19 protein-coding genes are annotated in these 20,060 nt (G+C 56.1%); 14 read left to right on the plus strand and 5 right to left on the minus strand.

Annotation, left to right across the window (positions count from 1 at the left end; all coding sequences use genetic code 11):
* Nucleotides 1-41: 41 nt before the first annotated feature.
* The 8 genes from PZA18_RS02050 to corA all read left to right on the plus strand — a co-directional run bounded on the left by PZA18_RS02050 (nt 42) and on the right by corA (nt 7,840).
* Nucleotides 42-1,295, plus strand: a complete 1,254-nt coding sequence (locus tag PZA18_RS02050) for a putative Na+/H+ antiporter (protein WP_284099116.1) — start codon at nt 42-44, stop codon at nt 1,293-1,295.
* Nucleotides 1,296-1,357: 62 nt separating this feature from the next.
* Nucleotides 1,358-1,732, plus strand: a complete 375-nt coding sequence (speD, locus tag PZA18_RS02055) for an adenosylmethionine decarboxylase (RefSeq protein ID WP_284099117.1) — start codon at nt 1,358-1,360, stop codon at nt 1,730-1,732.
* Complete coding sequence (gene speE / locus PZA18_RS02060) at nt 1,714-2,571, plus strand: polyamine aminopropyltransferase (protein WP_284099118.1); 858 nt, start codon at nt 1,714-1,716, stop codon at nt 2,569-2,571. Before speD ends, speE begins: the two co-directional genes overlap by 19 nt.
* An 87-nt stretch (nt 2,572-2,658) precedes the next feature.
* Nucleotides 2,659-3,270, plus strand: coding sequence for a MarC family protein (locus tag PZA18_RS02065; protein WP_284099119.1), 612 nt, complete (start codon nt 2,659-2,661; stop codon nt 3,268-3,270).
* An 89-nt stretch (nt 3,271-3,359) separates the two neighbouring features.
* Nucleotides 3,360-4,013 (plus strand): ribose-5-phosphate isomerase RpiA, encoded by a 654-nt coding sequence (gene rpiA, locus PZA18_RS02070; RefSeq protein ID WP_284099120.1) that lies wholly within the window; start codon nt 3,360-3,362, stop codon nt 4,011-4,013.
* A gap of 378 nt (nt 4,014-4,391) precedes the next feature.
* A complete protein-coding gene (gene phoU / locus PZA18_RS02075; protein ID WP_284099121.1) occupies nt 4,392-5,093 on the plus strand; it encodes a phosphate signaling complex protein PhoU in 702 nt (233 codons plus the stop codon).
* Nucleotides 5,094-5,262: 169 nt separating this feature from the next.
* Nucleotides 5,263-6,759: an exopolyphosphatase gene (ppx, locus tag PZA18_RS02080; RefSeq protein ID WP_284099122.1), complete on the plus strand. Its 1,497-nt coding sequence runs from the start codon at nt 5,263-5,265 to the stop codon at nt 6,757-6,759.
* Nucleotide 6,760: 1 nt separating this feature from the next.
* On the plus strand, nt 6,761-7,840 hold the full coding sequence (gene corA / locus PZA18_RS02085) for a magnesium/cobalt transporter CorA (protein ID WP_284099123.1): 1,080 nt from the start codon (nt 6,761-6,763) through the stop codon (nt 7,838-7,840).
* 84 nt (nt 7,841-7,924) lie between these two features.
* Here the strand turns inward: corA and secA are convergent, their stop codons facing one another.
* Entirely contained in the window at nt 7,925-10,627 is a 2,703-nt protein-coding gene (gene secA, locus PZA18_RS02090; protein WP_284099124.1) for a preprotein translocase subunit SecA, read from the minus strand.
* 184 nt (nt 10,628-10,811) lie between these two features.
* Entirely contained in the window at nt 10,812-11,708 is an 897-nt protein-coding gene (locus PZA18_RS02095) for a M23 family metallopeptidase (protein WP_284099125.1), read from the minus strand.
* A gap of 23 nt (nt 11,709-11,731) precedes the next feature.
* Between PZA18_RS02095 and PZA18_RS02100 the strand changes: the two genes are divergently transcribed.
* The gene (locus PZA18_RS02100; protein WP_284099126.1) at nt 11,732-12,169 is read left to right on the plus strand and encodes a DciA family protein; all 438 of its coding nucleotides are present in this window, start codon (nt 11,732-11,734) and stop codon (nt 12,167-12,169) included.
* Nucleotides 12,170-12,213: 44 nt separating this feature from the next.
* Here PZA18_RS02100 and tcdA read toward each other — a convergent pair whose 3' ends face one another.
* Entirely contained in the window at nt 12,214-13,005 is a 792-nt protein-coding gene (gene tcdA, locus PZA18_RS02105; RefSeq protein ID WP_407951171.1) for a tRNA cyclic N6-threonylcarbamoyladenosine(37) synthase TcdA, read from the minus strand.
* A gap of 178 nt (nt 13,006-13,183) precedes the next feature.
* Between tcdA and argS the strand changes: the two genes are divergently transcribed.
* From argS to PZA18_RS02130, 5 genes are all read left to right on the plus strand, one after another.
* Nucleotides 13,184-14,908, plus strand: coding sequence for an arginine--tRNA ligase (gene argS / locus PZA18_RS02110; RefSeq protein WP_284099128.1), 1,725 nt, complete (start codon nt 13,184-13,186; stop codon nt 14,906-14,908).
* Between the two features lie 145 nt (nt 14,909-15,053).
* Nucleotides 15,054-15,512, plus strand: coding sequence for an acyl-CoA thioesterase (locus PZA18_RS02115; protein WP_284099314.1), 459 nt, complete (start codon nt 15,054-15,056; stop codon nt 15,510-15,512).
* 14 nt (nt 15,513-15,526) lie between these two features.
* Nucleotides 15,527-15,898, plus strand: coding sequence for a response regulator (locus PZA18_RS02120; protein ID WP_284099129.1), 372 nt, complete (start codon nt 15,527-15,529; stop codon nt 15,896-15,898).
* A 1-nt stretch (nt 15,899) separates the two neighbouring features.
* Entirely contained in the window at nt 15,900-16,526 is a 627-nt protein-coding gene (locus tag PZA18_RS02125) for a chemotaxis protein CheC (protein WP_284099130.1), read from the plus strand.
* Nucleotides 16,527-16,539: 13 nt separating this feature from the next.
* Nucleotides 16,540-17,499: a GGDEF domain-containing protein gene (locus PZA18_RS02130; protein ID WP_284099131.1), complete on the plus strand. Its 960-nt coding sequence runs from the start codon at nt 16,540-16,542 to the stop codon at nt 17,497-17,499.
* Between the two features lie 106 nt (nt 17,500-17,605).
* On the opposite strand, the gene prfA is transcribed toward PZA18_RS02130, so the two are convergent.
* On the minus strand, nt 17,606-18,682 hold the full coding sequence (gene prfA / locus PZA18_RS02135) for a peptide chain release factor 1 (RefSeq protein WP_284099132.1): 1,077 nt from the start codon (nt 18,680-18,682) through the stop codon (nt 17,606-17,608).
* A gap of 2 nt (nt 18,683-18,684) precedes the next feature.
* Nucleotides 18,685-19,938, minus strand: a complete 1,254-nt coding sequence (gene hemA / locus PZA18_RS02140; protein ID WP_284099133.1) for a glutamyl-tRNA reductase — start codon at nt 19,936-19,938, stop codon at nt 18,685-18,687.
* Between the last annotated feature and the right edge of the window lie 122 nt (nt 19,939-20,060).

Below are 20,060 nucleotides of genomic sequence, written 5' to 3' on the forward strand. Positions count from 1 at the left end.
CGGCACAGTGCCAGGACTTTCAGGACAGGGAGATCGGCAGCATGTCTCAAACCTCGCTCTACTTTGCCGCAGCCATTTTCGCGCTGGCGGTATTGCATACCTTCGCTACCAAGTGGTTTGAACACCGCGCCCATCGCAGCCCCAATCATGGCGGCCTGTGGCATTTGCTAGGGGAAGTCGAGGTCGTATTCGGCCTGTGGGCCTTAGTGCTGATACTGGGCTTATGGGGGCTGCAGGGCCAGAAGCACGCCATCGACTACCTGGAAAGCTGCAACTTTACCGAGCCCCTGTTCGTGTTTGCGGTCATGGCGATTGCCGCTACCCAACCCCTGCTGATGGCCGCCAGACGCTTGGTATTTCTGCTGGCCAGGCTAGCCCCGGGCTCATCGGTCGTCGCCGCTTACTTTATCTGCCTGTCGGTGGTGCCACTGCTCGGCTCCTTCATCACCGAGCCCGCGGCCATGACCGTTGCAGCCATCCTGCTACGCGACCGTTATTTTGTTGATGGTGTCAGCACACGCTTCAAGTACGCGACGCTGGCGGTGCTGCTGGTAAATATTTCCATCGGCGGCACGCTCACCCCTTACGCGGCACCGCCGGTGTTGATGGTCGCCAGCAAATGGAATTGGGACATCAGCTTCATGCTGGCAACGTTCGGCTGGAAAGCTGCATTGGCTGTTTGCGTAAACGCCCTCATCGTTACCGCGCGCTTTCGCCGCGAGCTGCTGGCCAAAGTCAGCGATACGCCACCGGCCGAGGTGGCAATGCCCGCGTGGGTGATTGTGGTGCACGGGTTGTTTTTGCTGGCCACCGTCATTTTCAGCCATCACCCGGTGGTATTCATGGGGATGTTCCTGTTTTTCCTGGGCTTTACCGCAGCCTACCCCCGCTTCCAGAGCCCGCTGTTGTTGCGCGAGAGCCTGCTGGTGGCGTTTTTTCTGGCGGGCCTTGTCGTTATCGGTGGCCCGCAGAGCTGGTGGCTGCAGCCCATTATCGAAAACCTCGGGCCAGACTCACTGTTCTTCGGTGCAACCGGCCTGACGGCCATTACCGACAATGCGGCGCTGACCTATCTGGGCTCGCTGATCAATGGCCTCTCGCCCGAGGCCCGCTATGCCCTGGTGGCCGGCGCCGTCACCGGCGGGGGCCTGACCGTGATCGCCAATGCTCCGAATCCAGCTGGCTTTGCACTGCTGCGTGAGCGTTTCGATGAAGGCGCGATCAGCCCACTGGGTTTATTCCGTGCCGCACTGCTCCCCACCCTCTGTGCTGGCGCCAGCTTCTATCTGCTTTAGCAGGCCATGCTAGACTTCCCGGCCGGTTTTGGACGGCCCCGAACGGCCGTGGAAGGATGGCAATGCAAGGAATCCATTTACTGGCGGAATTTCACCAGTGCCAAGGCAATCAACGCCTGCTCGATAATGCAGCAGCCTTACGTGAACTCTGCGTTGATCTGGTTCGCCGCTCCGGTCTGAGTCTGGTGGGCCAGCACTTTCATCAATTCGAGCCTGTCGGGGCTACAGGCGCCATCGTACTGAAAGAGTCCCATCTGGCCATTCATACTTGGCCGGAACATGGTTATGTGTCACTGGATGTCTTCGTCTGCAATTTCACGACCGATAACAGCAGCAAGGCACGCTGGCTGCTAGACCAGCTACAGCAGGCTTTCCAACCTGCCGAAGTCGAAACCCAGCAGATTAAACGGGGGCAGCCATGCGCGATACCGAGCTGATCCACGAATGGCTGACCGATGACATCGCCCTGACCTTTCGGGCCAGCTCGCCACTGGCCTGCATACAAACGCCATACCAACAAATCGAAGTACGGGATACCCCAGCCTTTGGTCGGGTTTTCCGGCTTGATGGCTGCCTGATGAGCTCGGAGGCCGACGAGTTTTTTTATCACGAAAACCTGATCCACCCGGCGGCTGTCAGCCACCCGAATCCACGCAAGGCGCTGGTAATTGGTGGGGGCGACGGGGGTTCGGTGCGTCAGCTGCTCAAGTATCCGGGCATTGAACGCATCGTTCTGGCAGAGATCGACGGCGTTGTCATCGATGTCGCTTTGCAGCACTTTGCGGCAATCCACCACGGCGCACTGCATGACCCCCGCGTGGACATCCAGATCGGCGACGGCCTTGCCTATCTGACCAACAGTCATGAGCAATTTGATCTGATCGTTCTCGATCTGACCGACCCGCAAGGCTGCGCATTGCCCCTCTACCAACCCGCGTTTTATGCCTCCTGCCACCAGCACCTGAGCCCGAATGGCCTGCTGTGCCTGCATATCGGTTCCCCACAATTCCATCCGCAACGTTTTCAAGCCAGCATTGCCGTACTGGCACAACAATTTTCGCTGGTGCGACCCTATCTGGTCCCCATTGCCTTATATGGCGGCCTATGGGGAATGCTGATTGCGTCGCGCGGTCCGGACCCACGAGCCTTAAGCCCAGAGGCCGTGGAAGCCATTCTGCAGGAGCGGGGCATTTGCGGCCTCGACTACTACAATGGCGACACCCATCGCGCCGTGTTTGCCTTGCCCAACTGGGTGCAACGGCTACTCCCGGCCTAAGCACTGGCAGCACCGCCCCCCATCAATCCTTCAAGTGACCGCCTATAGTTCGGGAAGAGGCCCCCGGCCGGGCCGTCGGAGCACTGCATGGAAACATCCTCTTTCGTTTCAGCCACCATCCTGCTGATTCTGGTCACCGATCCGCTCGGCAATATCCCGCTGTTTGTCAGCCTGCTCAAGCAGGTCAAGCCCGAGCGTCGTCGCCGCATCATTGTGCGGGAGGTGTTTTTTGCCTTCCTGCTATTGCTGTTCTTTATCTTTTTTGGCCAGAAGATTCTCAACCTGATGCACCTGACGGACACCTCACTCGGCATTGCCGGTGGCGTCATTCTGTTTCTGATCGCATTGAAAATGGTCTTCCCGCATCCCGAGGGCAGTTGGGGACATGAAGCGCATGGCGAGCCCTTTCTGGTGCCTTTGGCCATTCCCTTCATCGCCGGCCCATCTGCAATTGCAACCGTGCTGCTGCTGGTATCACGCGAACCGCACAGGCTTTACGAATGGATAGGCGCGCTGACCGTGGCAATGCTGGTTGCCGCTGTTGTGCTTGGCTTTTCAGAAAAAATCGCCGACTTTCTCGGAGAAAAGGTCACCATGGCCTTCGAACGGCTGATGGGACTGATTCTCACGGCCATTGCGATCGAAATGCTGCTGGCCGGCATCGAGAAATTTGTGCGGCAACTGCAGAAAGCCGCCTGAAAGTGCTGGCTGCACATTCGTCTGACGCCGCTAAAGCCGGTAACATTTACAACGATCAGCCTACCAATCCACCCAAGACTGTCTAAACCATGACCCAAGATGAACTGAAGCAAGCCGTTGCCCGCGCCGCCATCTCGTTTGTGCAGGATGGCACCATTGTTGGCGTAGGGACGGGTTCGACCGCCAATTTCTTTATCGACGAACTGGCCAAAATCAAGCATCGGATTGATGGTGCCGTCGCCAGCTCCGAGGCATCCGCCGCACGGCTCAAGCAGCACGGTATTCCTGTGTATGACCTCAATAGCATCAGCGAACTGTCGATTTATGTGGACGGCGCCGACGAGGTCAATAAGTACCGCCAGATGATTAAAGGCGGTGGCGCAGCGTTGACCCGCGAGAAAATCGTCGCGGCGGTAGCGGAGAAGTTCATTTGCATTGCCGACGAGTCAAAATGGGTCGATATCCTCGGTAAATTCCCCCTCCCCGTAGAGGTGATTCCGATGGCGCGCAGCCATGTCGGCCGCCAGCTGGTAAAGCTGGGTGGATATCCGGTTTACCGCGAAGGCACAGTAACCGATAACGGCAATATCATTATTGATGTACACGGCCTGCAGATTGCCGAAGCCAACAAGCTTGAGTCCGCAATCAATGAGATTGTGGGTGTTGTGACAAATGGCCTGTTTGCCCATCGTCCGGCTGACATCGTACTGCTGGGCACCAAGGACGGCGTCAAGACACACTGATAGGCTATTTGCCTGAACTGCCGGGTTGCAATAAGGGCTTCATGTAGCAATGCTAGGCTCTGTTGACGCTTTGTTTCCGGTCGCGCCGGGCCGAGTTTTGGGGCAGGGTTAGACAGGGTGAGCGCGATTTAGCGAGCTAAATAAGCGATCCCTAACGACACCATGCCCCAAAAATCGACCCGGCCCGGAGGGTTTCGCCGGATTTGGGCCTGCTGCGGTGTTAAAAACCGCACGGCTTACCACTAAGCGGCGCACTTTTCGCCTTGCACCAGGCCCAAATCCGACGAAACGCGATCCGAAAATAAATTGTCAACAGAGCCTAGGCTCGGCGGTTTGCACAGAGAAAAGAAACGCGCCACCAAATAGAGGGAGCACTTCATGTCAGAACATATTTCAAAACAATTCGATGCCGAACTTGAAGCAGCACGCGCGCGCGTTCTACTGATGGCCGGACTGGTCGAAGAACAGTTCACCGATGCCATGGACGTCCTATCCACCAACGATGCCGACCTGATCGCCAAGGTCCACCACAACGAACAGCGGGTAAACGCCCTGCAGCTGGAAATCGACGATGCCTGCATGCACATCATTGCCCGCCGTCAGCCCGCGGCCAGCGACCTGCGCATGGTGCTGACGATCAACAAGGCCATCAACGATCTGGAACGCATCGGCGACAAAGCCACCAAGATCACCAACCGCGCCCAGAAACTGTATGAGAGCGGCCGCATCAATCTGCCCCGTTTTCCGGAACTGCGCCATCTGGCGGACCTGGCCCTGGCCATGCTGCGCAAGTCACTCGACGGCTTTGCCCGGCTTGATCCGACCGTCTCAGTCGAAGTCGCCCGGGCCGATCAACAGGTTGACGATGAATACCGTGCCCTGCAGCGCCAGCTCATTACCTTCATGATGGAAGATCCACGCACCATCAGCACCTCGCTCGACATCATTGAAATCGCCAAGGCCATTGAGCGGGTAGGCGATCACGCCAAGAATATTTCCGAGTATGTGATTTATCTGGTCAAGGGCAAGGATGTTCGCCACTCCGACCTGGAGACGCTGGAACGGGAAGCCAGGGGCTAGGCGCTATGGACATTTGTGGCTACCCCCGTTGCACTCTGGGAGTCAGCCGCAAAATGCCTGAGGCAGCCCCTCCTCTTCTTGCAATGCAGCAAAATCCTGCGCGGGCGCTTAGGCAAAGCGCCTGCCGCCAGCTACAATTCGTAGGTTGCCGCGTTGCCAGAGTCCAGTCATGACCTCACATAACACCATTGCCGCCGTCGATCTCGGTTCCAACAGCTTCCGCTTGCAAGTTGCCCGGGTCGTTGATGATCAAATCTACCCCCTGGACTCACTGAAAGACACCGTGCGTTTTGGCGCAGGCCTTGATAACCGCGGTATGCTGGACGAGAAGAGTCAGACCAAAGCCTTGGCGGCCCTGTCCCGCTTCAGCGAGCGACTCCGTGGCATGGACCCGGCAAGCGTCCGCGCTGTCGCCACCAACACTTTGCGGGTCGCCCGCAATGCCGCTGAATTCCTGCCCAAAGCCGAAGCTGCACTCGGGTTTCCGATCGAAGTCATTGCCGGCCGCGAAGAAGCCCGGCTGATCTACCTGGGCGCCTCGCACTCCCTGCCGCTGACACGCGAAAAACGCCTGGTCGTAGATATCGGTGGCGGCTCCACAGAGTTCATCATTGGCCAGCAATTCAAATCGCAGAAAACCGAGAGTCTGCTGATGGGCTGCGTCTCCTACAGCCTCAAGTATTTTCCCGATGGCAAGCTAACCAAGCAGGCATTCCGCGAGGCCGAACTGGCTGCGCGCAATGAAGTACAGTCGATAGCTGGTGAATTTCAGCGTGACCACTGGCAAACCGCTATCGGCACCTCAGGTACCGCTCGCTCGCTATCTGACATCATGGAACTGAACGGGCTGTCAGCCGGCGGCATTACCCTTGAAGGGATGGAAAAGCTCCGCTCCATCATGCTCAAAGCTGGTCAACTTGACGCGATTCAACTCAATGGCCTGCGCCCCGACCGTCGGCCAGTATTGCCCGGTGGTTTTGCCATCATGTCCGCCGTCTTTGCCGAGTTAGGCATTGAAAAGATGTCGATTACCCTTGGCGCCCTGCGTGATGGTGTACTTTACGATCTGGTGGGTCGTCAGCATCAACGGGATATGCGCGATGTCACCGTGACCCAGTTCAAACGGCGCTACCATGTAGATTTGGCGCAGTCAGATCGAGTATCCGCGCTTTGTGAACATTTTTACCGTCAGCTCTGTCGCTCTCTGGCAATCGACCCCGAGATCGAACTGCCCGGCCTGCTTCGCGCAGCCAAGCTGCATGAAATTGGCTTGTCCGTATCCCACACTGCCTACCACAAGCATTCAGCCTACATTCTGCAACATGCGGACATGCCAGGCTTTTCGAGTCAGGAACAGGCACGGCTGGCACAACTGGTACTGGCGCATCGAGGTGGCCTGAAAAAGCTCGGAACCAACCTGCCCGATGCCAAGTGGGCGCAGATCCTGTCCTTACGCCTTGCAGTCTTGATGTGCCGCAGTCGAATCGAGCATGATCAACCCGCACTCCATCTGGAAGTGAATCGCGGCAAGTTTACGCTGTCAGCACCTGATGACTGGTTGACGGCCAACCCTCTGACTCATACCGCCTTGATGCAAGAGTCAGCTGAATGGCGCGATGTGGGCATCCACCTCAATCTATCCCCCAATTTTGATCATTGGTCTTGAATTGAGCCGCAATAAGCACCGACTCGTTGGCCATAACTCGAAGAAGGCCGGGCTCCCTCCAGGCAGTCTGGTTCATGTCGGCGAGATCAAAACCAGCGAACCGCTGGCAACACTGATCGAGTATGGCCACGATGGCTATCGGGAAACCTGCTTTACTTCACTTGAGCAAGGACGAGGCTTTCAGCCGCAGCATCCGAATCTCTGGTTGAACATTCACGGCTTGCACAACATTCCCCTGCTGGAAGAGGTGGGGCGACGTTTCGGCCTGCACCCGCTGGTACTCGAAGACATCCTGAATACCGGACAACGGCCCAAAGTCGATGTCTATGACGGCTACAGCTATATCGTGGCGCGCCTGATTCACTTTGATAATGATCGCCGCTGTTTGAGCTCTGAACAAATCAGCATCGTACTTGGCCGCAACTTCGTACTGACATTTCAGGAAAAGCCGACCGGCACCTTTACAGAGCTAAGGGAACGGCTCAAAGTCGGGGGCACACAGGTCGCCAGCAGCGGCCCGGACTATCTGGTTTACTCGCTACTCGACAAGGTAATTGACCGCTACTTCAAGGTAGTGGAAGACATTGGAGAAGAAATCGAGCTGCTCGAAGATGAGGTCTCGGTTAAGGCACAAACATCAGTACTCACCCGTATCCACAGCCTGCGACAGGAAATGCTTGGGTTAAAGCGGGCGCTATGGCCTATGCGCGAAGTGCTGAATACCTTGCAGAGGGATGAACCCGATCTTTTCAGCAAAGAAACCCAGCTTTATCTACGAGATGTCTATGACCACACCATTCACCTGATCGAATCGCTGGAAACCCTGAGAGATCTGATTGCAGGTCTGCTCGATATATTCATGTCAGCGCAAGGTCATCGTCTGAATCTGGAAATGCGGTTTTTGACCGTCATCACCACCATTTTCATGCCGCTGACGCTTATTTCCAGTATTTATGGCATGAACTTTGAGTTCATGCCCGAACTGCATTGGCGTTGGGGTTACTTTGGCGTGCTAGCGCTCATGGCCTTTCTGGCTGCCGCTATGGGGATTTTCTTCTGGCGAAAAAAATGGCTACGCTAGGCTCTCCGTGATCATGCGCTTCGCACCAAAGCAAAACGCCACAGCAATGCTGTGGCGTTTTGCTTTGGGAGACTCTGGCAAGTATTAAGCCAGCTTACCATGGCACTGCTTGTATTTTTTGCCAGACCCGCAAGGGCAAGGATCATTACGATTGATCTTCTCGTACCCTTCCTCCGGAATACCAATGCTTGTGGTACGGGTCGCACCCAAGGCTTCTTCATAATCCGCATGGTGGAATTGCATCGAAGGCTCTTCATGCTGCTCCAGCGCTTCTACATCCGCTTCAGAGCTGATCTGAACCGTCATCGCCAAATGCACAACATCACGGCGAATTCGCTCAAGCAGATCAGAGAACAACTCGAAGGCTTCTCGCTTGTATTCCTGCTTTGGATTCTTCTGACCATAGCTACGCAGATGAATCCCCTGACGCAGATGATCCAACGCCGCCAGATGTTCGCGCCAATGCTGATCAAGCATCTGCAACATCATGACGCGCTCAAAATGGCGCATCACTTCCACGCCAGCCAGCTCAACGCGAGCGGCATAGGCATCTCGACATGCCGCAATCACCCGATCTCGGATTTCTGGCAAATCGACGTTTTTATCCTGCTCTATCCATTGTGCAACCGGCACAGCAAGTTGGAATTCGGTCAGGGCTTTGGTTAGCCCGGCAACATCCCATTGCTCTTCCATACTTTGCGGAGGCAGGTACTGATCGAACAGATCTCCGAACAAGCCATCTCGCAAATTGCTAATGGTTTCGGAAATATCACTCGACTCCAGCAACTCGTTGCGTTGCGAGTAGATGGCCTTGCGCTGCTCGTTAGCAACGTCATCGTACTCAAGCAATTGCTTACGAATATCGAAGTTACGCCCTTCTACTTTGCGCTGCGCGTTCTCAATAGCACGACTCAGAATGCCCGACTCAATAGCCTCGCCCTCTGGTAACTTGAGTCTCTGCATCAAAGCGCCGATCCGGTCAGACGCAAAAATACGCAACAGAGGATCTTCGAGCGACAGGAAGAATCGACTCGACCCTGAATCCCCTTGACGGCCAGAACGACCTCTTAGCTGATTATCAATACGCCGCGATTCATGTCGCTCTGTGCCGACGATATGCAACCCACCCGCCTGCAATACCTGCTGATGCAAAATCTGCCACTCAGCCCGCAAAGATTCAATCTTTTGCTGCTTATCAATACCGCTGAGTGTTTCGTCAGCTTCAATCGCTTTGATATCCGGTTCAATATTGCCGCCCAACACAATATCGGTTCCCCGGCCAGCCATATTGGTCGCCACCGTAATCATGCCGGGGCGGCCCGCTTGCACCACAATCTGAGCTTCGCGCGCATGTTCCTTGGCATTCAAGACGTTATGCGCGAGCTGCTCCTGATTCAGTAGTTGCGAAATCAACTCTGAATTTTCAATGGATGTAGTACCAACCAGCACTGGCTGACCACGTTGCTGGCATTCCTTGATATCTATAACGATGGCTTTGTATTTCTCGGCAGCAGTACGAAATACCTGATCGTTCATGTCCCGGCGAATCATCGGCCGGTTGGTCGGAATAATCACAGTCTCCAGACCATAAATCTGCTGGAATTCGTAAGCCTCTGTATCCGCTGTACCAGTCATCCCCGAAAGTTTGGAGTACATGCGGAAGTAGTTCTGGAACGTAATAGAAGCCAGTGTCTGGTTTTCTTTGTTGATCGAGACACCTTCCTTGGCTTCAACCGCTTGGTGCAGACCTTCCGACCAACGACGGCCCGGCATCAACCGCCCAGTAAACTCGTCAACAATGACGATCTCATCGCCCTGAACAACGTAATGCTGGTCTTTGTGGAACAAGGCATGTGCACGCAAAGCCGCGTACAAATGGTGCATTAGACTGATATTGGCTGCCGCATACAGGCTATCACCGGGCACCAAAATCCCCGCATTTGCCAGCAACTCTTCGGCATGCTCATGCCCAGTCTCCGACAAAATAACCTGATGAGCCTTCTCATCTACCCAGAAATCACCGGGGCCTTCCTCAGTCTCTTGTCTGACCAGATGCGGAACAACGAGGTTCATCTTGTGATACAGACCGATATCGTCGTCAGCCTGACCAGAGATGATCAACGGGGTACGGGCCTCATCAATCAGGATCGAGTCAACCTCGTCAACAACGGCAAAATTCAGGCCACGCTGAACACGCTCCTCCTTTGAGAACACCATGTTGTCTCGGAGGTAATCAAAGCCAAATTCGTTGTTAGTGCCATAGGTAATGTCGCTCGCATAGGCCTCAACCTTTTGCTGATGCTGCATCTGCGACAAATTGACCCCAACCGACAACCCAAGGAAGTTATAGAGGCGCCCCATGGTGGCAGCATCCCGGGTGGCCAGATAGTCGTTTACGGTAACAACATGCACACCTTTGCCAGACAAGGCGTTGAGATACGCTGGCAAAGTAGCGACCAGGGTTTTGCCTTCACCGGTGCGCATTTCGGCAATCTTGCCATCATTGAGCACCATGCCGCCGATCAGCTGGACATCAAAGTGCCGCATCCCCATAACCCGCTTGGAAGCCTCACGACATACGGCAAACGCTTCTGGCAGGATTGCCTGCAAGGCTTCCCCTTTGGCAATCCGCTGTTTGAATTCGCCTGTCTTGGCTTGCAGATCAGCATCGGACAACGCAGACATTTGCCCTTCCAGAGCATTGATCTGACGTACCGAGGCACTGTATTGCTTGAGCAGCCGATCATTACGGCTTCCGAAGATTTTCTTTAGCAGGTTGGAGATCATGGTCTCTTCAGTCGGGGCTCTAGCGCCCCATCTAAATATTCAAAATCAATACCCGCAATTAGTGCGGGCGTAAAAACACGGCGGATCGGGCAATCCGATCCGCCGTGCCAACAATTCTTGGCTTTACAACCAGCTCACCAAAAGGATTGGGGCACCACTACCCAGTTTCAAGCGGCTCATCAAATCAGCGCGACGCTATATTCTGGGTTCCAGCCATCTGCAGAAAATGCAAAGGGTTTTGAGGTACACCTTTGTAGCGAATCTCAAAATGCAGATGCGGGCCTGTTGACCGCCCCGTACTTCCCATCAGAGAAACCTGCTGCCCAGCAGCAATGAGATCACCTTTTTTAACCAACAGCTTGCTGGCATGTGCATAGCGACTGGTAAAACCATTGCCATGGTCAATTTCGACGATATTACCATACTCAGGGTGGTATTCTGCCGTCACGACAGTACCTGGCGCGGCCGCTTGAATGGGGGCGCCGACATCGCCAATAAAATCTATACCCTCATGAAAAGTCTGCCGACCATTGAACGGGTCTATTCGCCAGCCAAAGTGCGAAGATTGAACACCCGATGGCATGGGTAATTCGGAGGGCGCCCGCCAGCTCATGATGCGCTTTTCCAACAGCAACGAATCAATCAAATTCAACTGATCAGTCCGATCATCCAGTCTCCGCGCGGTCTGACCAATCTCCGCTGCAAGCTCGTGCACGTTGAACGGACGCCCCGGTAGCATGGCACCGCCACGAGGGCTCTTTTCGCCGCTCAGAAACGGACGGGGATCGACCCCTGACTTGTCCGCTACGCGCTCGGTAAGGCCGTCCAGCTGCACCAATTTGGCTTGAATCTCGCCGAGCTTCACAGCCAATGCGTCTATTTCCTTCTGGTTGGCCGCAGCGGAGCCCGACAATGTCGGCAAATGCCAACCAAACTGCCGGGTAAGGGTGTATGTGGCCCAACTTGCAGCAGAAACCATCCCCAGCACCGCAAACAATGCCAGCGCAGCAACGACCACCAGATGACGTGCATCCAGGGTTACTGCCTTGGAGAGACGGTTTGATACAACGATAATGTTCACGATTACTTGACTCCTTCACCGCCATGCATTCACGCAAGATTGCAAGTTTTATAGACCGCACCCCCAACCTTGCCAGGCTGGGCAAACTCGCAGCAGCTTTGCGCGAGTTGCAAAAAACATGGAACGACTCGCTCCCCGACGAGTTGAAAGGCTTATCTGAAGCTGTAGGCGGAGAGGGAGGAACCCTGGTGGTGGCAACCCGATCCAGTGCAGTGGCCGCCAAACTCAGGCAGATGGAAACCCGTCTGCTGATAAATCTGGCAAAAAACGGGCTTGAAGTTAGCGCAATCAAGGTACGGATGCAAGTTGAGCTCTTGCCACATCAGGCTAAAAATCCCAAACGAAATCTGGAACTTGGCGAATCGGCACTGAATGCTTTCAGTTCCGCCAGCGAGCAATTACCTGACTCGCCGCTCAAGCAGGCCTTGCACACTTTGCTCGCCAAACGGCGCCAGAGCTAGTACTCAGACCAGCACAGCATCATAATTTCACACTGTCAAAATAATTAACTTTCCGTCAAAGTCCCGGCGGACAATTGATTCAGCACCCGCGCTGCGGCAAACAGGCCAAATGTTGCAGTTACGCACATGGAGGAGCCGAATCCTGCGCAGTTCAACCCTTGGGGTCGTTGCGGTACTTCGTCAACTTCACAGGCAACCTCAGGGTAACGCAGTGGTTCTGTCGAGAAGACGCACTCGACGCCAAACTTACGCTTGGCTTCTCGTGGGAAGCCATAGTTTTTGCGCAACAAGGCACGCACTTTTGCCAGCAGCGGATCCTGTATTGTCAGTGCCAGGTCAGAGACCTTGATCTGGGTAGGATCCACTTGGCCGCCAGCGCCCCCTACCGTTACCAAAGGGATGGCGCGCTCACGGCAATAGGCAATCAACGCTGCTTTGGTGCGCACGCCGTCAATGCAATCCAGCACGCAGTCATAGCCAGCACCCAGCGTTCGATCGAAGTTGGCTTCTTCCACAAACTCTTCGATTTCGACAATGTCGCATCGCGGGTTGATCGCCTTCAGCCGTTGGGACATGGCAGTCACTTTCGGCTTGCCAAATTCGCCATTCATCGCATGCAATTGGCGATTAACATTCGATACGGCAACGTTATCAAGATCAATCAGCGTGAGCTTGCCCACCGCACTACGAGCCAACGCCTCGGCAGCCCAAGAGCCGACGCCACCCAGGCCAATCACACAGACATGCGCCGCCTGAAAACGCTGCCAGCCTGCATCACCAAATAAACGACCGACCCCACCAAAGCGCCGTTCGTAATCATCGTGTTCCATATCCATTCCTTGCATTACACCCTTGTTCCGGGCCTGTCGGCCGCGAGGGTAGCTTAGTCGGGCACGATACGGAACCCTGAGCAACTTGCCAGCACCCCATTGCAGCGCACAAAATCGAGACTAGGCTCTTCCTCGACCGCATGTCGCGCTCGCGCCAGGGCCTGGTTTTATTGGAAATCTAACTATGACAACACTTCACGAACTTCTCACTTCTCGTTGCGCTGCGGCCATGCTGGCAGCAGGCGCACCTGCTGACTGCCCTGCCCTACTGCAAACCGCCAGCCGACCTGAATACGGCGACTATCAGGCGAACGGCATCATGGCTGCAGCGAAGCGATTGAAGTTGAATCCGCGAGAGCTCGCGCAGAAGGTCGTGGACGCGTTGGACCTGAAGGACATCGCTGACGAAGTGTCGATTGCCGGCCCGGGCTTTATCAATATCCGGCTATCGCCAGCTTTTTTGGCCAAACAAACCGAACTGGCATTTACTGACACCAAGCTGGGCGTACCCATGCCGGCGCAGCAAAAGGTCATGGTTGAGTACTCCTCGCCTAATCTGGCCAAGGAGATGCATGTCGGCCACCTGCGCTCGACCATCATTGGCGATGCGCTGGCACGCATCATGCAGTTTCTGGGTCATGAGGTAATCACCCAGAACCATGTTGGTGACTGGGGCACCCAGTTTGGCATGTTGATCGCCCATTTTCTGGAGGTACGCAACAGTGGCTCCGCCGAGTTTGCGCTGACCGATCTGGAAGCCTTTTACCGCGAAGCCAAGAAGCGGTTCGATGCGGAGCCTGAGTTTGCCAATCTGTCACGGGACTACGTGGTGCGGTTACAAGGCGGGGATACGGAAGTGCTGGCACTCTGGCAGCAGTTCCTGGCCATTTCGATGGAGCATTGTGATGCGGTCTATCGCAAGCTGGGCGTGCTGCTCGACCGCGACAGCGTGCGCGGTGAAAGCGCCTATAACGATGATCTGCCCAAGGTCGTGGCAGATCTGGCGACACTAGGCATGTTGCAGGAGTCAGAAGGCGCACAGTGCGTATTCCTTGATGAGTTCAAGAACAAGGAAGGTGCACCACTACCGCTGATCGTGCAGAAAAGTGATGGTGGTTATCTGTATGCCTCGACCGATCTGGCTGCCATTCGTTACCGGACCCGATCCCTGCAACTGGACCGGGTGTTGTACGTCGTCGATGTCCGGCAGGGTCTGCATTTCCAGCAGGTATTCGGTGCGGCCAAGAAAGCTGGTTTTGCGCCGGCAGCCATGTCGCTGGAGCACATTGCATTCGGCACCATGCTCGGTGAAGACGGCAAACCGTTCAAAACCCGGTCTGGCGATCTGGTCAAGTTGGTGGAGTTGCTGGAAGAGGCGGAAAACCGGGCATTCGAGGTTGTCAGCCAGAAGAACCCCGATCTGGATGAAAGCCGTCGGCGGGAAATTGCGCATACGGTTGGCATTGCCGCCGTCAAATATGCCGATCTCTCGAAGAACCGTACCGGCGACTATGTTTTCAGCTGGGACACCATGCTGGCCCTGGACGGCAACACCGCGCCCTACCTGCAATACGCCCACGCCCGGATTTGCAGCATCTTGCGGAAGGCGGAAGTGGATTTCTCCAATGCCAGCGTCGCGCTTGCAGATCCGGCAGAACGCAATCTGGCGCTTGAACTGGCCCGTTTTGGCGAGGTCGTGCATGGCGTAGGACGGGAAGCAATGCCACACCTTCTTGCAGCCTACCTCTACGGACTGTCGGGGCAGTTCATGCGCTTCTACGAAGCCTGCCCAGTACTGAAGGCCGAGCCTGCGATCAGTGCAAGCCGTCTGAAGCTATCCGCGCTGACGGCAAAGATCCTCGCTGCCGGCCTGAATATGCTGGGCATTGAAGCACCTGAGTCAATGTAATCTCCCCGCTGGCGGGCGTTATGCCCGCCACACCGCTCCACTCATCCAGTCTTCTCAGCCGTTTGCCTGTCGATTTCCTATGATTGGAAAGTAAGACTTGGTAAAGGCACCTCGTGTGGACATCGAACGCCCTAAAGAACTGACCATGACGGTGCTGATGACACCCGACATGGCCAATTTTTTCGGAAATGTGCATGGCGGCGCCATCCTGCGTCTGCTGGATCAGGTTGCTTATGCTTGCGCCAGTCGTTATGCCGGGCATTACGTGGTGACGCTATCCGTCGATCAGGTGGTATTCCGCCAACCTATCCATGTGGGGGAGCTGGTGACCTTCCTGGCTGCCGTCAACTACACCGGACGCACCTCCATGGAGGTTGGTATCAAGGTGATCGCCGAAAACGTTCACAGCGGCGTATCTCGCCATACCAATAGCTGCTACTTCACGATGGTTGCAATGGGAGTGGATGGTCACTCTCAGGAGGTACCACCTCTGCGGCCAGCCGATGCCGAACAAAAGCGACGATTTGAAGCGGCGCTGCTGCGAAAAAATCTGCGACTGGAGCTGGTGCAGCGCCACGAAGCCCTGCGCAAGCAGCCTGACTAACCGGAGACAACAAGGTGAGCACGAACAACAAGCGGGTACTGATCGTTGATGACAGCAAGGTGTCACGGATGCTGGCACGGGCCTATATAGAGGAGAAGTATCCGGGCTGGGAGATTCTTGAGGCCGGCAACGGCCAGGAAGCTTTGTCGATCGCGGCCGACCTGTCGCTTGATCTAGTGATGATGGACGTCAACATGCCCGGTATCAGCGGCCTGGAGGCCGCCGAGCAGATCAAGGCAAGTCAACCCGCTGCCACCATTACCATGCTGACGGCGAATGTACAGAACAGCGTCAGGCAGCGTGCAGAAGCCATCAGCGTGCATTTTCTGGAGAAGCCCATCACGGCCGCCACGATCCAGCAGGCACTTGCGCTGATTGGGGCGTGAAATGGCCATACAGTTCACGCCTTTGCAACTTGATGCCCTGTCGGAAGTGTTCAATATCGGTGTCGGGCATGCCGCATCAGCCTTGTCTGAGCTGCTGCATGACTCGGTATTGCTGAACATTCCTGAACTGCGGATTGTGTCACGCGATGAAGCCGGCCAGCTGCTGGTGCCCAACCTCAACCAGAAAGTCTGCGCCGTGTCGCAGGCGTTTTCCGGCAGCTTTGTCGGGGAAGCCCTGGTGATGTTTCCCGAAGAAAACAGTTTGGAGCTGGTTCGCCTGATGATAGGCAAACCAATGCCGCTGTCTTACCTGACCGAGCTGGAACAGGATGCACTGACGGAAATCGGCAACATCATCCTGAATGCCTGTATCTCAACGCTTTCAGATGTCTTCGGCGAGGCCATCCAGTGCGACCCACCGGTCTTGCATCTGGGTAGCGGTCGAGACCTGCTCGACAGGCCGGATAAAAAGCAAAGCCACGAAATCCTGATGCTGCAGATCGCATTTTCGCTGGAAAAGCGCGAGGTAAAGGGCTTTTTGGCCTTTTTGCTGGACACCTCATCGCTGGATGGCCTGCGAACCGGCCTGGATCGCTTTCTGACAGGCGCCTTGCATCGAGCCGGTTGAATCGGGAGTCATCATGACCAGCCGCCCAGATACGTCCGATCACGACAATTTTGTTGGTCAGGTCGTCAACAGCCTGCAGCTGGGAGTCATGGTATTCAATGCTTCGGGCCAGATCGCACTGTGGAATCGCTGGTTGGAAGAAAAATCTGGCAAGCCTGCGGAGCAGATGTTGGGACGCAATTTTGTCGAAGCCTTTCCCTATCTCGCACGCAGCCGGGTGCAGCAATCCGTGCAAGGCGTTCTAACCGGGGGCTTTCCGGTAGTGCTGTCACAGTCGCTGCATCGCGCCCCTTTTGATCTATACCAGCAAAGCCGTCCGGATGAAGAGCCGCAACGCATCCAGCAGGCAATCCGTATAGCTCCACTGCTAGGGCCGGATCAGCGTCGTTGGTGTCTGCTGCAGATCGAAGACGTCACTCAGGCAGTTCACCGCGAGGAGGTTCTCTGGCGACAAGCCGAGCAGCTGACGCATCACTCTTATCATGATGCGCTGACCAACCTCCCCAATCGGCGCCGCCTGATGGAGTATCTGGAGCACGAATGGGGGCGGGCCCGCCGGGCCAGGCGCCCTCTGGCGGTGTTGATGGTCGATATTGACCATTTCAAGAAATACAACGATGCCCTCGGCCATCAGGCCGGTGACCGCTGTCTGGTACAGATTGCCCACACCCTGCAAAGCACCATGCGGCGGGCGTCAGACCTGATCACCCGTTATGGCGGGGAAGAATTTGTAGCCGTACTACCAGAAACCGATAACGACGGCGCCCTGCAGGTAGCCCATGCCATGCTCAGTGCCGTTGCCACACAACAGCTCGCGCACCCGCAATCCGCTACGGGGGAATGGGTCACCGTCAGCATAGGCATTGCCTGCAATACCGAATGGCAGGATGTGCCAGTCTGCCAGTTGATTGAGGCTGCCGACCTTGCCCTGTATCGAGCCAAGGCCGCAGGGCGGTGCCGGATCTCCTGCTAGGCACCGTTGACGTTTTGTTTCCGGATCGCGCTTTGTCGGATATGGGCCTGATGCAAGGCGAAAAGCGCGCCACTTTGCGGCAACAACCACGCAAGGCCGGGCCGGCTTATTCGCCGAGCAGGGCCAGCTGCTCGGCTTGATATTCGTTGACCAGCGCTTGCGACAGCTCGAACAGGTCGCCGTCCATGATCGCGTCGATCTTGTACAAGGTCAGGTTGATGCGATGGTCTGTCACCCGTCCCTGCGGGAAATTGTAGGTTCGGATCCGCTCGGAACGATCGCCTGACCCCACCAAGCTCTTGCGGGTAGCCGCTTCCTTGGCGTGGCGCTCGCGCTCCTGGCCATCGCGAATGCGTGCGGCCAGCACCGCCATGGCCCGTGCCTTGTTCTTGTGCTGCGAACGATCATCCTGACATTCGACCACAATACCGGTCGGCATGTGGGTGATACGCACGGCCGAGTCGGTCTTGTTGATGTGCTGCCCGCCCGCACCCGAAGAACGGAAAGTATCAATGCGGATATCTGCGGGATTAATGTTGACCGCTTCCAGCTCGTCAGCTTCCGGCATCACGGCCACCGTGCAGGCCGAGGTATGGATACGCCCTTGCGTCTCGGTAGCAGGCACGCGTTGCACTCGATGGCCGCCCGACTCGAATTTGAGCTTGGAGTACGCCCCAAGGCCGGCGATGCGGGCGATGATTTCCTTGTACCCTCCCAGATCAGACTCGGATACCGACATGATCTCCACCTGCCAGCGGTTTCGCTCGGCAAAACGGGAATACATACGGAACAGGTCTGCGGCAAACAAGGCCGACTCATCCCCCCCGGTGCCCGCACGGATTTCCAGAAACAGATTGCGCTCGTCGTTTGGATCTTTAGGCAGCAGGGCTTTCTGCAGATCCACCTCCAGCGCTTCCTGTCGCAGCTTCCCATCGCTGATCTCGGCTTCTGCCAACTCACGCATTTCAGGATCGGCCAACATCTCCTGCGCTGCCACCAGATCGGCCTCACAGCGCTGGAATGCATGGAAAAGTGCAACCACCGGCTCTAGCTCGGCATGTTCGCGACTGAGCTTGCGATACTGGTCCATATCGCGGGTCACATCTTCGCTCGCCAGCAGATGGCCGACCTCATCCAGACGGTCAGCAAGTTGAGCTAGCTTGGCGAGAATACTGGGCTTCATTTTTAATTCCGATCGTGCAAGTGATAAAGGCGACGCACCAGCTCGATTAGCTCGGGATGCTGGCTGGCGCCGGCTTCGTTAAGGGTTGCCAGGGGCGCATGGATGAACTTGGCGGCCATTGCCTGGGACATTGCTTCGAGCACCTCATCAACAGGCGCCCCCTTGGCCAGACGCTTGTGTGCTCGCTCCAGCTCATGTCGGCGAATACGGTCAATATGGTCTTTCAGATCCCGGATCGTGGGCACCAGCGCACGGCTATCTATCCAGTGCATGAAGTCATCTGCATGCTGGTCAACGATGGTTTCGGCAGCGGCGACGGCAGTCTGTCGCTCTTCCCGTCCCTGTCTGACGATCTCAGCAAGATCATCCACACTATAGAGATAGACGTCAGATAGCCGCCCGACCTCAGGTTCGATATCGCGCGGCACCCCCAGATCAACCATGAATATCGGCCGATGCTTGCGCCGCTTGATGGCGCGCTCGACCAAGCCCTTGCCAATCAACGGCAGCTGGCTGGCAGTACAGGTCACCACTATATCGAACGCAGACAGGCTTTCAGGCAAATCCGCCAAAGAGATGGCCTCGCCACCAAACTGGGCAGCGAGCGCAGCACCACGCTCTACCGTACGGTTAGCAATCGTCAGACGACGCGGCTTGCGGGCGGCGAAATGCGTGGCTGTCAGCTCGATCATCTCCCCGGCGCCAACAAACAGGACGGCGAGTTCGCCAATATCCGGGAAGATGCGTTCTGCCAGCTTGACCGCAGCAGCAGCCATCGAAACTGAATTGGCGCCAATCGCCGTCTGGGTGCGTACTTCCTTGGCGACCGAAAACGCACGCTGAAACAGGCCATTAAGCAAAATGCCCAAAGCGCCGGCGCTTTGCGCAGCGCGAACAGCATCCTTCATCTGGCCAAGGATCTGCGCCTCGCCCAGCACCATCGAATCCAATCCAGCAGCCACCCGGAAGGCATGGCGTGCGGCATCGCGGCCTGGCAAACGGTAAAGAAACGGGTTCAGCTTGGACACATCGAGCTGGCGGTACTCGGCCAACCAGCGCATGGCACCTTCAGGATCGCGGGCATTGCAGTAGACCTCGGTGCGATTGCAGGTCGAGACAATCGCGGCCTCGCGTACACCCTGGCGTTCCAGCAAGTCCGCCAGCGCGCTTTCGACCTGTTCAGGCGCAAAGGCGAGTTTTTCCCGCACCTCGATAGGCGCTGTCTGGTGATTCAGACCGTAAGCGAACAACTGCATGGAGCCGTCCAAAAAAGCAAACCCGACATTTTATTACGGTAATGCCGGGTTTGCTGAGAAGTCGCTGCAATCAGGCCGACTTTCTGTGACGCTTTCCGCAATAGCGTGGCATAAACCACCAG

The organism is Parachitinimonas caeni (assembly GCF_030129945.1).
In the GTDB taxonomy this organism is placed as follows: Bacteria; Pseudomonadota; Gammaproteobacteria; order Burkholderiales; family Chitinimonadaceae; genus Parachitinimonas; species Parachitinimonas caeni.